Below are 14,833 nucleotides of genomic sequence, written 5' to 3'. Positions count from 1 at the left end.
AATGGGGTCACTGCGGGGAAGTCAGCGGACCAAACCTGAGAAAATCCTAAACGACGTCTTCCCCCGACGCAAACCAGTCCCCCTCCGGTTCGAGCGTCGGGCGTAATGATACCGCTTCCACCAAGCGAAGGGGAGGCAGTAGCCCCTGCGAGGTCATCGCGCGCAGCGCACTGACCTCATCAGAGCAGAATTCGACCACCTCATGATCGGCTCCCAACAGCGCCGTCACCATGCAATCGCCACAGGCGGGACCGCGTACCGCGCAGGTTCCGCAATCGATCCTCAGCATCTCCATGCCCGCAGTCTGCAAGCCGGCTCCGACACTTTTGTCAGTGCCGGATTTGTCAGTGCCGGCTTCTAGCGTCTCGCCCATGACCGCATTGCCGAGCCAACCGACCTTCGACGATCTGGGCACACCGCTGAGCCAGGTCCAGTTCTGCGTGGTCGATCTCGAGACCACCGGTGGCGGTGTCGACGACAAGGTCACCGAGGTGGGTGCGGTCAAGGTGGCCGGCGGCGAGGTACTCGGCGAGTTCCAGACCCTGGTCAACCCGTCCACCCATATTCCACCGCTGATCGCCGTGCTCACCGGCATCACCGACACGATGGTGGCCGGCGCACCGAGGCTGGCGTCGGTGCTGCCCAGTTTTCTGGAGTTCGCCGCGGGCTGCGTCCTGGTCGCCCACAACGCGTCCTTCGACGTCGGCTTCTTGAAGCGGGCCTGCGCCGGTCTCGACTACGCGTGGCCGAATCCGCCGGTGATCGACACGGTCGCGCTGGCCCGGCAGGCGCTGTTGCGCGACGAGGTGCGCAACCACAAGCTGGCGACCCTGGCCCAGCACTTCCACGCCGAGACCGCACCCAATCACCGCGCCCTGACCGACGCCCGGGCGACGGTGACGGTGCTGCACGGCCTACTCGAGCGGGTCGGCAACCTCGGCGTCCACACCGTGGAGGATCTCCTCGAGTTCACCCGCCGGGTGTCCCCGCAACGCCGCGCCAAGCGCACCTGGGCCACGGGTCTGCCGGCCTCGCCCGGGGTGTACTGGTTCGTCGCCGATGGACGCGACGCCGCGGGCCAGACCCGTCGCCAGGTGCTCTACGTCGGCAAGAGCCGCAACCTGCGGGCCCGGGTGCGCAGCTATTTCACGGCCGCCGAGACCCGGCCGCGGATCGACGAGATGGTGCGGGTGGCCACCGGCGTCGAACATCTCACCTGCAACAGCGAACTCGAGGCCGAAGTGCTCGAACTACGGCTGATCGCCGCACACTCGCCGCGGTACAACCGGCGCTCGAAGTATCCCGAACGACAACTCTGGCTCAAGCTGACCCGCGAGCCCTACCCGCGGCTGTCGATCGTGCGCCGCTGCCTGCCCGACGGCGCCGACTACTTCGGCCCGTTCGCGCGGCGGGGCACCGCCGAAGCCGTCCAGGCCGCCCTCTACGACGCGTTCCCGATCCGGCAGTGCACCGCCCGGTTGTCGGCGAAGCGGCCGTCCGACTCCTGCATGCTCGGCGAACTGGGCCGCTGTTGCGCGCCGTGCGAACTGGCCGTCACGCCTGAGGAGTACGCCGAGGTGGTCCGGCAGGTCTGGGCCGGGCTGACCCGCGATATCCGTCCGGTGCTGCGGGCGGCCCGCGGCCGGTTGACCGGACTGGTCGCCCAGCAGCGTTTCGAGGACGCCGCCACGATCACCGACCGGCTGACCACCTTCGCCCGCAGCACGCTGCGCCACCATCGGGTGGCGAGCCTGGCCGGCTGCCCGCAGATCGTCGCCGCCTGCCGCGACCGGGGCGACTGGGAGATCCATGTCATCCGCTACGGACGGCTTGCCGGCGCCGCCCGGGCGCGACCGGGCGACGTCGCCCAGGCGGTGGCCCGCGCCGCGGTGGCCGCGGCCGAGCAGGTGAGGCGGCCGCCCGGGCCGCAGCCGGCGGCGACGGTGGAAGAGACCGAACGGATCGCAGCCTGGCTGGAGCGCCCCGGCGTCCGGCTGATCGAGATCGACGGCGAGTGGAGCTGGCCGCTGCACGTCGGCCTGGCCGACGGTGAGCTGGCCCGGCACGCCTTGGGCACAGCGCGGGTCTAGGCTCTCGCCATGATCACCGCGATTGTCTTCATCCACGCCGAGGTCGCCCGCATTCCCGACGTGGCCACCCAGATCGCCGGGCTGGAAGGCGTCTCCGAGGTGTATTCGGTCACCGGCGAGATCGACCTGATCGCCCTGATCCGGGTCCGTTCGGTCGACCAGGTCTCCGAGGTCGTCACCGAACGGCTGAACCGGGTTCCCGGTGTGGTCGACACCGTGACCCATATCGCCTTCCGGGCCTACTCTTCGCACGACCTGGAGGCGGCCTTCTCGCTGGGCGCCGAGTGAATCGACGCCGAGCCGGCGACCGGGCGCTGCTCGGATGGCTGGTCGTGGCCGCACTCGCGCTGATGGCCGCCGTCGGGCTGGCCGTCTGGCTCAACACCGCGACGCCGCTGACGCCCGTTCCGGTCGCCTCCAGCCCGCGAGCCTGACGACCCCGGACCGCCGCGGCGGCCCGGGTCGTCGTCGAAGTCTCAGGCGACGGTGATCGACTCGATCACCACGGGCTCGACCGGGCGGTCGCCGTAGCCGGTGCGAACCTGGGCGATCTCATCGACCACCTTCCGGCTCGCCTCGTCGGTGACCTCGCCGAAGATCGTGTGGCGCCGGTTCAGGTGCGGGGTGGGAACCACGGTGATGAAGAACTGGGAGCCGTTGGTGCCGGGGCCGGCGTTGGCCATGGCCAGCAGATAGGGCCTGTCAAAACGCAGTTCGGGGTGGAACTCGTCGGCGAAGGTGTAGCCGGGGCCGCCGCGTCCGCTGCCCTGCGGACAGCCGCCCTGGATCATGAAGCCGTCGATGATCCGGTGGAAGGTCAGCCCGTCGTAGAACTTGCCGGTGGTCGGCGCGCCCGATTCGGGGTCGGCGTATTCCTGAGTGCCGGTTGCCAGGCCGACGAAGTTGGCGACGGTCTTCGGTGCCTGGTCCTCGAACAGGTCGATGACCACGTCGCCGTGATTGGTGTGCAGGGTGGCGGTCTGAGCCACGGTGTTGTCCTTTCCTTCGAGCGGCCACGACGCCGCCCAGCTGGTTCGTCCGCTGTGGGTGCCGCCCATCCTGACACACCCACGACGAGGCTTCCCGGACGCCCGCCAGCAGCCGCCGCAGATCGGTGGATCAGGGTTCAGTGACTCAGCACGAGCCCAGCGGCCAGGGCAAGCATGACCACCGCGATCACGGCGTCGAAGATCCGCCAGGCTCGCGGCGTGGCGAGCCACTTCGACAGCAACCGAGCACCCACGGCCAGCCCGTAGAACCAGATCAGGCTGGCGGTCAGTGCACCGACGGCGAAGATCCAGCGACCCTCGCCCTGGGCGTTGGCGACGGTGCCCAGCAGGAAGACCGTGTCGAGGTAGACGTGCGGGTTCAGCCAGGTGAGCGCCAGCGCCGTCATTGCGACGGCGACGCCGCTCGTCCGGGTCGCCACCATCACGTCGCCGGAGCCCGGCCCGGACAGGTCGCCGGAGCCCGCCAGGCCGGACGTCGGCGTCACCTCGCCCGGCGCGGACGACGAGTCCCCGGCCACCACCCGCAGGGTCTCGCCCTCTCCGCGCCAGGCGCGGCGTCCGGCCAGGATTCCGTAGCCGGCCAGGAACGCCGCACCGACCCAGCGGACGGCGTCGAACAGCCAGGGAACGGCCTGCAGCAGCAATCCGACCCCGGAGACCCCGGCCACGATCAGGACCGCGTCCGATACCGCACAGATGGTCGCGGTGAGGACGACGTGTTCCCGCCGGATGCCCTGGCGGAGGACGAAGAGATTCTGGGCACCGATGGCGACGATCAGCGAGAAGCCGAGTCCGAGCCCGGCGAGATAGGGGGTCACGATTCGACGCTAGGCGGCGGTCGAGACTTAGTCCAGTTCATGATTCTTCAGCAGCATTAGCATTTCTTCATGCGAATCGCGCTCGAACTGGCCGAGACCCTCGCCACGATCGTCGACGAGGGGACGCTCGATGCCGCCGCCGCGCGGCTGCATCTCACCCCGAGCGCGGTCAGCCAGCGACTCAAGGTGCTGGAACGCCAGGTGGGCCGCGTGTTGTTGGTCCGCAGTAAGCCGGTCCGGCCGACCGAAGCCGGCTATGCGGTCGTCCGGATGGCCCGTCAACTCGCGCTCTTGGAGCACGATCTGCTGCTCGGCCTGGGTGCCGACGACCCGGACGGAACGCCGATCAGCGTCCCGCTGGCGGTCAACGCCGATTCGCTGGCCACCTGGTTCCTCGAGCCGCTGGCCGAGCTGGCCGGCAGCCAGCCGGTGGTCTTCGATCTGCATCGCGACGATCAGGACTTCACCGCCGGGCTGCTCGAATCGGGCACCGTGATGGGTGCGGTCACGTCCCGCGCGCGCCCGGTGGCGGGCTGCCGGGTCGTGCCGTTGGGCGTGATGCGCTACGAAGCGATGGCCAGGCCGGAATTCGTCGACCGCTGGCTGCCGGACGGCCCGACCGGCGCCGCACTGGCCCGGGCTCCGCTCGTCGACTTCGATCGGCGCGACGATCTGCAGACCGACTGGCTCACCGAGCGTGGAGTCGACCCCGCGCTCCCGCCGCGCCACTTCGTCCCGGCGTCGGCGGACTATGCGCGCGCCGTCCGAGCCGGGCTGGGCTGGGGGCTGCTTCCCCGGTTCCAGTCCACGGACGCTCTCGCCGCCGGCGAACTGGTCGGTCTCGGAGGTCCACCGATGGACGTCGCCCTGTACTGGCAGCAGTGGAATCTGCGCTCACCGCTGCTGGACGCGATCGCGTCCGGCATCGTCGACGGCGCCCGACGGCTACTCCGGCAACCCGGCCGCTGATCGCCTGGCGGCTGAGCTACCGCCCACCCGCTAGGGGTGGAATGCGCCGCCAAACCTGTTCGACGCTGTAGCGGGCCGGTAGTTTGGGGAACGCGGTATAGCCGTGACCATCCCAACCACTGGAGGAACAGTGAAGCGTAAGAAGCCGCTGAAGGCCGTCGAATCGACCGCCGAGTCAGCCGCAGACGCCAGCCGAGCAGCCCTCGACGAGGCCGTGCAGAAGCTCACCCCCCTGGTCGAGCAGGCAGGCGACTACGTGGAAGAGGCCCGCAAGCGCGGTGCCGAATTCGCGGCGGACGCCTACGACCGGGTCCAGCCCCACCTCGACACCGCCCGCAAACGTGGCGTCGAACTGGCCTCGGACACCTACGAGCGCATCGAGCCCAGCATCAAGGACGCCTACGACCGGATCGAGCCCTCGTTCAAGGAGGCCACCCGGCTCGCCGGCGAAGCCTACGAGAAGGTGCATCCGAAGCTGACCGACGCCCGCAAGCGGGGCGCGAAGCTGGCCGCCGAGACCCTCGACCGGGTGCATCCGGCGCTGGACGACGCCCTCGACAAGGTGACACCGGCTGTCGACAGTGCGGTGAAGAAGGTCCGGCCGGTGGTTGACGACACCCTCGAGCGGGTGGCCCCCACCGTCGACCTGGCCCGCGACAAGGTGCAACACGACTTCCTGCCCTGGCTCGCGGCAGCCCTGTACAAGGCCGCCGACATCGCGAAGGAGGAAGCCGCCGAGCTGGCCGACGAGGTCGCTGAGATCGCCCCCACCCGCAAGCGCCGCAGCGTCGGCAAGACCCTGGGCCTGATCGCCCTGGCCGGGGCCGTGCTGGCCGGCGTGATCTACGCCGTCCGCAAGCTGCTGGCCGGTCCGGAGGCGAGCTGGGAGACCCACGAGCCGTCCCGTCCGTACGTGGCCGATCCGGTCGCCGACGTGGTCGACAAGGTGAAGGACGGCGCCAAAGAGGCGGCCGACAAGGCCAAAGCGGCTGCCGCCACCGTTGCCGACAAGGCGAGCGAGGTGAAGGACGCCGTGGTCGACAAGGCCGGGGAGGTCAAGGACGCCGTGGCGGACAAGGCCGGCGAGATCAAGGACGCCGCCGCCGACAAGGCCGAAGAGATCAAGGACGCCGCCGCCGACAAGGCCGAAGAGGTGAAGGACGCCGTGACGGACAAAGCCGACGACATCAAGGACGCGGGCTCAGAGGCCCTCGACAAGGCCGGGGAGGCGATCGACGACGCCAAGAAGGCGGCCGGCGATGTCGTCGACGAGGTCTCCGACAAGGCCGAGGAGGTGGCCGACAAGGCCGCCGACGCGGTCGACGACGCGAAGAAGAAGGCGAAGGACGCAAAGGGTGATGCCTCCCCTTTAGCTGATAGCCCCTACGGCGAAGGTTCGTACGTGGGGGCGGAACCGCCCGAGGGTTACGAGATCAAGGGCAACGAGCGCTCGATGAAGTACCACTTGCGGGGCTCCGGAGGCTACGACCGCACCATCACCGATGTGTGGTTCAACTCCACTGACGCCGCCGAGCGAGCGGGGTTCGTCCGCGCGCAGCGCTGAAACAGAAACAGGGATCGGGGTGACCGCGGACACGCGGCCACCCCGATTCGCGTCCCTGGCCGGAACCGGATCGAGCCCGCCCAGGACTAGCGAGTTTCGGACATTTTCGGTCTCCGATTCACAAAACACCCTCCGAAAACTGCCTTCTAGGGTGTGAGAGCACTTGCATCGGCCCAGCCCGCCACCCGTCACTCCACCTGGGTGGACGCGGCACCCTTCCGCGCCCACGTCCGCCACGCCGTCGAAGCCGCTGCGGTGCCCTGGCCGGCGGTAGCCGTCGCCGCGGGCGTTTCCCTCCCTGCCGTCCATGGCCTGCTGGTCGGACGCGCCGGCCGTCCGCAGACCCGGATCGAGCCCCGAGTGGCCGGACGGCTGCTGCGGGTCGGCGCCGGCGACCTGATCGCGATGCGGTCGCTACGAGTGCCGGCCGCACGGACCGGGGCACGGCTGCGCAACCTGCTGGCGGCGGGTGTCGACCCGTTGTGGGTCGCGCGATGGTGCCAGATCGGCCTCAATGAGTTGACCCTGCTGGTCGAGGGCGAGGCCACCTCGTGCACGCAACTCACCGAAACTCTCGGGTTGGCCGCTCAGCGGCTGAGGCAGACCGATGCCTGCTGGCCTCCGCTGGCCGCCTAGGCTGCCGCCATGACCTGGCTGCTGGCACTGCCGACACTGCTGGCAGCCGGCCTCGCGCTGGTGACGCCGGCGGTGTTGCGAGCCCTGCCGGCCCCGATCGACGAACCCGAGGCGAACCCGTACCAGCGGCTGGCGACACCCACGACCGCTCTCATCGTCCTCGGCGCGGCCGCTGTCGCCGGGAGCTTGGTGGTCATCATCACCCCGGCCACGGCGCCGGCCTGGCTCGGTCTGGCCGGCCCCGCCGTCCTGGCCGCGGTGATCGACGCCCGCACCGGCTATCTGCCGAAGCGGCTCGCCCAGGCGGCCTGGCTACTCACCGCCGCCGGACTGCTGGCCTGCGTCGGATGGCTGGGCGTCGACGCGCTCGTCCGGGCCGGTCTGGGCGCGCTGGCTGCCGGCGGTCTGTTCTGGGTGTTCTGGCGCCTCGGCGGCGGGTTCGGCTTCGGCGACGTCCGGCTGGCGCCGGTGATCGGTGCGGCATCGGCCGTGGTCGGCTGGCCGCTGCTGGCCGGCGCGCTGATGCTCGGCGGGCTTCTCGGGGTCGCTTGGGGCGTGGCCTGGCGGGCGTCCGGACGTGGCCGCGCCTTTCCGTACGGTCCGGCACTGGTGGCGGGCCCGTTTCTGGCGCTCGCCGGATCTGTTCTGGTGCCCGGCACCCACTGAGCCTGAGCCCGGATAGCCGGCTCAGGAGCCGCGAACGGCCTTCTGGGTGGCCTGCGCCCAGCTGCTCAGCACGAGCGTGGCCGCGCCCGAGTCGATCGCCGCGGCCGCGGTGGCGACGTGGGCGGCGAGTTGTTCGGCGACGTCGCGACCCAGGTCGGGGCCGTGGAAGGCGAGCAGGGCGGCGGCCGCGTTGAGCACCACGATGTCCCGCACCGGGCCGGGTTCACCGGCCAGCGTCTGCCGGGCGATGGCCGCATTGCGGGCCACCTCGCCACCGACCAGGTCGGCGGGGGTGGCCGGCGCGAAGCCGAGATCTGCCGGGTCGAGCGTGGTCACCACGATCTCGCCGTCGCGGATCAGCCAGATGTCGGACGTCGTGGTGGTGGTCAACTCGTCCAACCCGTCGTCGCCGTGGAAGACCAGTCCACGGGTGCCCCGGCGGGCCAGGACGCCCGCGACCAGTGCCGCGATCCGCGGGTTCGCGATACCCACCGCCTGTGCGGCCGGACGAGCCGGGTTGGCCAGCGGTCCGAGGAAGTTGAACGGGGTCTGGATGCCGAGCTGGCTGCGGGCGGCCCCGGCATGCCGCAGCGACGGGTGGTAGAGCGGGGCGAACAGGAACACGATGCCGGCCTCGGCCAGCACTGCGGGCTGATCCTCTGGCCGGACGTCGAGTGCCACACCGAGGGCCTCCAGGACGTCGGCGGCGCCACAGGCCGACGACGCCGCCCGGTTGCCGTGCTTGACCACGGGCACTCCGGCGGCTGCCGCGACGACGGCGGCCATCGTCGAGACGTTGACCGTGTTCGCCCGGTCGCCGCCGGAACCGACGACGTCCACAGCCTCGGGGTCGAGCGTGATCGGGGTGGCCCGGTCGCGCATCGACTCGGCGAGCCCGGCGAGCTCCTCCACCGTCTCACCCTTGGCGCGCAACGCGACCAGGAAGCCTGCGATCTGTACATCGGTGGCGTTGCCGGCCAGGATCTCGCTCATCGCCCAGGACGCCGTGTCCGCGCTCAAGTGGTCGCCGGAGATCAGCCCGGTGAGCACATCGGGCCAGGTGTGACCCACCTCAGGCCGCCCGGCCGAGTCGGGCCCGGAGCAGATCGGCGACCGCGCTGGGCAGCCGGACCGGATCCACCGGGTACATCGACACGGCGTCCGCGCGCGACCAGGTGGCCAGCCAGGAGTCCGCGACACGGATGATCAGCACCAGGATCGGCGGGCATTCGGCGATCTCGTCCTTGAGTTGCTTGCACAGCCCGATCCCGCCGGCCGGGTTCGCCTCGCCGTCCAGGATCAGCAGATCGAAACCGCCGGCGTCCATGGCGGACAGCACCGCCGGCTGGGTGGCGGTCTCGTACACCTCGATCTCGGGCAGGTCGGACGCCACCCGGCGGCCGAGCGCCAGCCGCACCTGCTCGCGGGTCGTCCGATCGTCGGAGTAGACCAGGATCCTGGCGGTGTCGTGGCTCATGCGTGTTCCTCGTCTGCGGGCGGCTGACCGGGGGTTTTGCCAGCATCGTACCCCGATGCCGCCGCCCGGGCAGCCAGCCTTTCCTCACGGTCGAGCTGCCGATCGATGCGGGCCGCCTCGCGCTGCGAATGCTGGAACCACTGCACGAAGAACACCGCCAGGATGACCAGTGAGATCAGGTCACCGGCGCCCCACATGATGCCGCCGGCCAGGTTCTGGTCCTCCACCGGGCTGGGCGGCCAGGCCCGGTTGAAGGCCAGGTACCAGTCCTCGGCGATCAGCTCGGGCGAGCCCATGATGATCACGCCGAGGAACGCGTGGAACGGCAGGGTGATGAAGATCAGCAGCATCCGCAGGTAGTACGGCAGCCGCGTCGGCATCGGGTCGAGGCCGAGCAACGGCCAGAAGTACAGACAACCGGTGATTACGAAGTGCACGTGGATCCAGGCATGCAACCACTCGTTGGAGAGGGTCAGCGGGTAGAGCCCGGTCATGTACAGCAGATAGGGGTTCGCGATCATCAGCGCCGTGGCCAGCGGCGGCCAGGTCAGCACCTTCGCGGGCCAGGAATGCAGCACGGCCACCACCCGCCGGCGGCCCAGCGCACCAAGGTTCCGCAGCAGCAGGGTGATCGGGGCACCCACGGCCATCAGCACCGGCGCCACCATCGACAACAGGATGTGTTGCACCATGTGCACGCTGAACAGCACCGTGTCGTAGGTGCCCAGTGCACTGAGCAGCGCGATCGCCATCGTTCCGGCACCGCCGACGCACCAGGCGAGGGTGCGACCCGGCGGCCAGTGGTCGCCGCGGACGGCGAGCCGGCGCACGCCCCACAGGTACAGACCGACCATCAACACCAGAGCCGCCACCACCCAGGGCTCGAACGTCCAGGCGGTCAGCAGCCGCTCCGGGGTCAGCGGCGGCGGCTGGTTTCCCGGATCGGCATGCAAGGGCAGAAGCAACGGCAACGAGGCCATGGCCGCATTATCCCCCGCGCCCTCATCGGGCCCAGCAACAGGGGGCCACGCGAGATCTACACCCCCGAGCGAGAATCGGTGGGCGCAGAGGGTGACCAATCCGCTCTGAGCAGCCATAATGACCGGGTGACTCACTCTCACTCGAGCGCCGCGGCAGCTATGCCGCACGGGGCGGTGCACCCGATCGCGCAGTCTCGCCTGCACCCCACCAAGGGCCGGCCCGACATGGTTGCCGTCGGCACCTGGATCTGGCTGGCTTCCGACCTGATGTTCTTCGCCGCACTGTTCGCCGCCTATTTCAACCTGCGGTCGATCACCAATGCGGCCGCGGCGCAGGCCGGCACCGAGTCGTTGTGGGAATGGGGCACCGCGCACTTCAACATGCCGTTCGCCGTCACGAACACGCTGATCCTGATCCTGTCCTCGGTGACCTGCCAGATGGGCGTCTGGAAGGCCGAGCGTGGTCAGGTCGGCCGCACCGGGTCGATTCTTCAGGTCGGCCAGTGGGGGCTGCGTGAGTGGTACATCCTCACCTTCGTGATGGGCGCGATCTTCATCGGCGGCCAGGCGACCGAGTACGCCACCCTGTTCTCCGAGGGCTTCACGATCTCGACCAACGCGTATTCATCGGCGTTCTTCCTGGCCACCGGTTTCCACGGGTTGCACGTCACCGGCGGTCTGATCGCGTTCCTGTTCATGTTGGGCCGCACCTACATGACCCGCACCTTCACCCACGAGCAGGCCGTGCATGCCGTCGTGACGTCCTACTACTGGCACTTCGTCGACGCGATCTGGATCATCCTGTTCGGCGTCATCTACATCCTGCGCTGAGCAGTTCGACCTAGGAGGAATCCTCGTGCGTTTCCTGACCGCCAACAGGCGGCACCGGGCCACCAGGCCGGCGCTGCTGGTGATGGCCCTACTGCTCATGGGTGCGCTGTACGCGGCCGTGGCACCGGCCGCGCGGGTGTCGGCAGACACCGGCAACAGCCAGCAAGTGGCCGAGGGCAAAGCCCTGTTCCGGGTGACCTGCTCGTCCTGTCACGGCATGAACGGCGAAGGCACCGAGCAGGGCCCGTCCCTGGTCGGTGTCGGCGCCGCCGCCGTCGATTTCCAGGTGAGCACCGGACGGATGCCGATGGCCAACCCGGGTGCCCAGGCGCCCCGCAAGCAGAACACCTACTCCGACGCCGAGATCGCCAGCCTGGCCGCTTTCGTGGCGAGCCTGGGCCCCGGCCCGGCCGTCCCGAACGCCGACCAGTACAGCGGCGAGGGCCTCACCCCCGAGCAACTCGCCAAGGGCGGGGAGCTGTTCCGCACCAACTGTTCCGCCTGCCACAACTTCGAGGGTGCCGGCGGCGCACTGCCCAACGGCAAGTACGCCCCCAGCCTGGTGGGTGTCGACGGCAAGCACATCTGGGAGGCCCTGCGCACCGGCCCGCAGCAGATGCCCGTGTTCAGCAGCGGCGCCATCCCCGACGACGACGTCCGCGCGATCGTCGGCTACCTGGAGACGTTGCACGCCCAGCCGAGCAGCGGCCTGACCTTCGGGGCGCTCGGCCCCGTCGCTGAGGGCCTGTTCGCCTGGATCATCGGTATCGGTGCGCTGTGCCTGATGGCCGTCTGGATCGCCGCGAAGGGAGCTCGGGCCCGATGAGCATCGAAACCAGGAAGGAAGGCGCCGACCTCGAGCGCTTCCCGGTGCCCGACCCGGGCATCGAAGAACACATCGAACGATGGACCGACGCCGACAAGGCCGCCGGCGACCGCGTCTACCGCCAGGTGCTGCTGATGCTGGGCGCCGTCCCGGTGCTGGCCATCGCGTTCGTGGTGCTGTACTTCACGATTCCGCGGAACTCGTTCGTCACCATCTTCGGCATGGAGTGGGACGCCACCACGTTCCTGCTCGGCCTCACCGGCGGCTTGGCGACGCTGCTGATCGGCCTCGCCTGCGTCCATTGGGCGAAGACCATCATGGGCGACGAGGAGGTGGCCGAGGACCGCCACGCCGCAGCCTCTCCCGAAGCTGATCGTGAGGTGTTCGCGGCCGAGTTCGCCAAGGGCGCCGAACAGTCGGGGCTGGGACGCCGCAAGCTGATCGGTGGTGCACTGGGCGGCGCGCTCGGCGTGATCGCCGTGCCGGCCGTTGTGCTGTTCGCCGACATGGGCCCGTGGCCGACCGCCGAGGTTCGCAAGCGGACGATCGAGCGCACCATCTGGGCCGAGGGCGTGAAGCTGGTCAACGACGTCACCCGCCGGCCGCTGAAGGCGTCCGACCTGGAGATCGGCCAGCTGGTCAACGCGCAGCCGGAGAACCTGTGGGATCACCACGGCGCCGACTTCCAGATCGAGCGGGCGAAGGCCTCGATCATCATCGTCCGGATGGATCCTTCCCGGATCAAGATCCCCGAGTCCCGCAAGGACTGGCAGGTCGGCGGAATCCTCTGCTACTCCAAGATCTGCACCCATGTGGGCTGCCCGATCAGCCTGTGGGAGCAGCAGACCCACCATCTGCTGTGTCCCTGCCACCAGTCGACCTTCGACCTCGGCAACTCGGGTCTGGTGGTGTTCGGGCCGGCGGCCCGGGCGCTGCCCCAGCTGCCGATCACGGTGGACGCCGACGGCTACCTGGTCGCCCGCAGCGACTTCACCGTGCCGGTCGGGCCGAGCTTCTTCGAGCGTGATTCCAACGGCGACTTCAAGGAAGGTGATCGGTGATGGCCAAGCCCGCTGATGTCTCCACCGACTCACCGGCCCTGGACGCCGAGCGTCCGCCCAAGGTGAACGTGTCGCCCGGTGTGGCCGGCGTCGCCAACTGGGCCGACGAGCGCCTCGGCCTGGCGTCGTTGCTGAAGAAGAACCTGCGCAAGATCTTCCCCGACCACTGGTCGTTCCTGCTCGGCGAGATCGCGCTGTACTCGTTCATCATCCTGCTGCTGACCGGCGTCTTCCTGACCATCTGGTTCAAGCCGTCGATGGCCGAGGTCGAATACCAGGGCACCTACCAGCTGATGCGCGGCCTGCCGATGTCCGAGGCCTTCGCTTCGACGCTGACGCTGTCCTTCGACATCCGCGGCGGCCTGCTGGTCCGGCAGATCCACCACTGGGCGGCGATGCTGTTCGTGGCGTCGATGACGGTGCACATGCTGCGCATCTTCTTCACCGGCGCCTTCCGCAAGCCGCGTGAAATCAACTGGCTGATCGGTGTCGGCCTGTTCTCGATGTCGCTGATCGAGGGCTTCGCCGGCTACTCGCTGCCCGACGACCTGCTGTCCGGCACCGGCCTGCGGTTCGTGGACGGCCTGATCCGCTCCATCCCGCTGATCGGCACCTGGGCCGAGTTCTTCGTCTTCGGCGGCGAGTTCCCCGGCGAACTGGTGATCCCCCGGCTGTACATGGTGCACATCCTGCTGGTGCCCGGCCTGCTGCTGGGACTGATCGCGGCCCACCTTGCGCTGGTGGTCTACCACAAGCACAGCCAGTACCCGGGCCCGGGCCGCAAGGACGGCAACGTCGTCGGCTACCCGCTGTTCCCGGTGTACATGGCCAAGGCCGGCGGCTTCTTCTTCGTGGTCTTCGGAGTGTCGATCCTGATGGGCGCCACGATGCAGATCAACCCGGTGTGGACCGTCGGTCCGTACAACCCGGCACAGGTCAGCGCGGGTTCGCAGCCCGACTGGTACATGGGCTGGGTCGAGGGCGCGGTCCGGATCATGCCGAACTGGGAATGGCATCTGGGCAGCACCACCTGGTCGTGGAACATCGTCCTGCCCGGCGTGGGGTTGATGACCTCGTTGTTCGTGCTGCTCGCCCTGTACCCGTTCGTGGAGGCGTGGATCACCGGTGACAAGGCCGAGCACCACGTGCTGGAGCGTCCCCGCAACAACCCGACGCGCACCGGCATCGGCGTCGCCGGCATGACCTGCTACGCGATGTTCTGGCTGGCCGGCGGCAACGACATCCTGGCCACCCAGTTCCACCTCTCGCTGAACGCGGTCACCGAGTTCATGCGGGTCGCGGTCTTCGTGGCCCCGGTCGTCGCCTTCATCATCACCAAGCGGATCTGCATCTCGCTGCAGCGCGCCGACGCCGAGCGCGTGCTGCACGGCAGTGAGACCGGCATCATCGAGCGGGCGCCGGACGGCGGCTACTCCGAGCCGCACCGTCCGATCACCGTCGACGAGAAGTTCACCCTCACCCAGCACCTGCAGGGCAAGGCGCTTGAGGTGGCACCGGCCACCGACGCGCGCGGCGTCGCCGAGAAGGGTGCGGGCGTCAGCAAGTGGCGCGCGCTGCTCTCGCGTTGGTACTTCGCGGGCGTGATCAGCAAGCCGACCGCCGGCGAGATCGCCGAGGCCGATCACCACGCCGATGGTCACGACGACGACCACGAGGTTCCCGCCGGCGACAAGCCCAGCGAGATCACCCACTGATCGCCTGAGTACGACAGCGGTGGGGGGGGGCGGCTTCTGCGCGGCCCCCCGGGGTGGGGGCGGCCCCCCCCCCCCCCCGCCCCACCCCCCCTCACGCCGCGCCGGGGCGCCCCCCCCCCCCCCCCCCAAAACCACCCCCCCCCCCCGCCGCCCCCGCCGCCCCCCCCTCCTCGCAATGACGTGCGGGCGG

General features: G+C 69.5%; 17 protein-coding genes. 11 read left to right on the top strand and 6 right to left on the bottom strand.

The features are described 5' to 3' along the window. Positions 1-46: 46 nt before the first annotated feature. Positions 47-295 (bottom strand): hypothetical protein, encoded by a 249-nt coding sequence (locus tag Q0066_RS15120; protein WP_298134403.1) that lies wholly within the window; start codon positions 293-295, stop codon positions 47-49. A 76-nt stretch (positions 296-371) separates the two neighbouring features. On the opposite strand from Q0066_RS15120, the gene Q0066_RS15115 reads away from it, so the two are divergent. Genes Q0066_RS15115 through Q0066_RS15105 form a run of 3 tightly spaced genes read left to right on the top strand, consistent with a single transcriptional unit; the run spans position 372 to position 2,524 of the window. After that, positions 372-2,090, top strand: coding sequence for a DEDD exonuclease domain-containing protein (locus tag Q0066_RS15115; protein ID WP_298134400.1), 1,719 nt, complete (start codon positions 372-374; stop codon positions 2,088-2,090). 9 nt (positions 2,091-2,099) lie between these two features. Next, positions 2,100-2,378: an Lrp/AsnC ligand binding domain-containing protein gene (locus tag Q0066_RS15110; protein WP_298134397.1), complete on the top strand. Its 279-nt coding sequence runs from the start codon at positions 2,100-2,102 to the stop codon at positions 2,376-2,378. Further along, positions 2,375-2,524 carry a hypothetical protein gene (locus tag Q0066_RS15105; protein ID WP_298134394.1) on the top strand — a complete coding sequence of 50 codons (150 nt, stop codon included), beginning with the start codon at positions 2,375-2,377 and terminating at the stop codon, positions 2,522-2,524. Before Q0066_RS15110 ends, Q0066_RS15105 begins: the two co-directional genes overlap by 4 nt. A gap of 42 nt (positions 2,525-2,566) precedes the next feature. On the opposite strand, the gene Q0066_RS15100 is transcribed toward Q0066_RS15105, so the two are convergent. Together Q0066_RS15100 and Q0066_RS15095 are read right to left on the bottom strand one after the other, a co-directional pair. Further along, complete coding sequence (locus Q0066_RS15100) at positions 2,567-3,079, bottom strand: peptidylprolyl isomerase (protein ID WP_298134391.1); 513 nt, start codon at positions 3,077-3,079, stop codon at positions 2,567-2,569. 137 nt (positions 3,080-3,216) lie between these two features. Further along, positions 3,217-3,918: a LysE/ArgO family amino acid transporter gene (locus Q0066_RS15095; RefSeq protein ID WP_366521533.1), complete on the bottom strand. Its 702-nt coding sequence runs from the start codon at positions 3,916-3,918 to the stop codon at positions 3,217-3,219. Positions 3,919-3,987: 69 nt separating this feature from the next. Here Q0066_RS15095 and Q0066_RS15090 point away from each other — a divergent pair, with 69 nt between their 5' ends. From Q0066_RS15090 to Q0066_RS15075, 4 genes are all read left to right on the top strand, one after another. Next, on the top strand, positions 3,988-4,887 hold the full coding sequence (locus Q0066_RS15090) for a LysR family transcriptional regulator ArgP (protein WP_298134389.1): 900 nt from the start codon (positions 3,988-3,990) through the stop codon (positions 4,885-4,887). A gap of 130 nt (positions 4,888-5,017) precedes the next feature. Beyond that, a complete protein-coding gene (locus Q0066_RS15085; RefSeq protein ID WP_298134387.1) occupies positions 5,018-6,451 on the top strand; it encodes a hypothetical protein in 1,434 nt (477 codons plus the stop codon). 153 nt (positions 6,452-6,604) lie between these two features. Beyond that, positions 6,605-7,087 carry a hypothetical protein gene (locus tag Q0066_RS15080; protein WP_298134385.1) on the top strand — a complete coding sequence of 161 codons (483 nt, stop codon included), beginning with the start codon at positions 6,605-6,607 and terminating at the stop codon, positions 7,085-7,087. A 9-nt stretch (positions 7,088-7,096) separates the two neighbouring features. After that, positions 7,097-7,753 carry a prepilin peptidase gene (locus tag Q0066_RS15075; RefSeq protein WP_298134383.1) on the top strand — a complete coding sequence of 219 codons (657 nt, stop codon included), beginning with the start codon at positions 7,097-7,099 and terminating at the stop codon, positions 7,751-7,753. 21 nt (positions 7,754-7,774) lie between these two features. On the opposite strand, the gene trpD is transcribed toward Q0066_RS15075, so the two are convergent. From trpD to Q0066_RS15060, 3 genes are read right to left on the bottom strand one after another with little or no spacing between them, the layout of a single operon-like run. After that, positions 7,775-8,824: an anthranilate phosphoribosyltransferase gene (gene trpD, locus Q0066_RS15070; protein ID WP_298134381.1), complete on the bottom strand. Its 1,050-nt coding sequence runs from the start codon at positions 8,822-8,824 to the stop codon at positions 7,775-7,777. A gap of 1 nt (position 8,825) precedes the next feature. Next, entirely contained in the window at positions 8,826-9,230 is a 405-nt protein-coding gene (locus tag Q0066_RS15065) for a response regulator (RefSeq protein ID WP_298134378.1), read from the bottom strand. Then, on the bottom strand, positions 9,227-10,210 hold the full coding sequence (locus Q0066_RS15060) for a cytochrome c oxidase assembly protein (RefSeq protein WP_298134377.1): 984 nt from the start codon (positions 10,208-10,210) through the stop codon (positions 9,227-9,229). Before Q0066_RS15060 ends, Q0066_RS15065 begins: the two co-directional genes overlap by 4 nt. Positions 10,211-10,435: 225 nt before the next feature. On the opposite strand from Q0066_RS15060, the gene Q0066_RS15055 reads away from it, so the two are divergent. From Q0066_RS15055 to Q0066_RS15040, 4 genes are read left to right on the top strand one after another with little or no spacing between them, the layout of a single operon-like run. After that, on the top strand, positions 10,436-11,041 hold the full coding sequence (locus Q0066_RS15055; protein WP_298134456.1) for a heme-copper oxidase subunit III: 606 nt from the start codon (positions 10,436-10,438) through the stop codon (positions 11,039-11,041). A 25-nt stretch (positions 11,042-11,066) separates the two neighbouring features. Then, positions 11,067-11,867 carry a c-type cytochrome gene (locus tag Q0066_RS15050; protein WP_298134375.1) on the top strand — a complete coding sequence of 267 codons (801 nt, stop codon included), beginning with the start codon at positions 11,067-11,069 and terminating at the stop codon, positions 11,865-11,867. Continuing rightward, complete coding sequence (locus Q0066_RS15045; protein WP_298134372.1) at positions 11,864-12,928, top strand: Rieske 2Fe-2S domain-containing protein; 1,065 nt, start codon at positions 11,864-11,866, stop codon at positions 12,926-12,928. Before Q0066_RS15050 ends, Q0066_RS15045 begins: the two co-directional genes overlap by 4 nt. Then, positions 12,928-14,643: a cytochrome bc complex cytochrome b subunit gene (locus Q0066_RS15040; RefSeq protein ID WP_298134368.1), complete on the top strand. Its 1,716-nt coding sequence runs from the start codon at positions 12,928-12,930 to the stop codon at positions 14,641-14,643. The genes Q0066_RS15045 and Q0066_RS15040 overlap by 1 nt, the downstream gene beginning before the upstream one ends. Positions 14,644-14,833: the final 190 nt, after the last annotated feature.

The sequence above is a fragment of the Micropruina sp. genome, assembly GCF_027492755.1.
Lineage (GTDB): Bacteria > Actinomycetota > Actinomycetes > Propionibacteriales > Propionibacteriaceae > Micropruina.
Note: the sequence above shows the minus strand (reverse complement) of the source record. Positions and strands in the feature narration are given on the sequence as shown.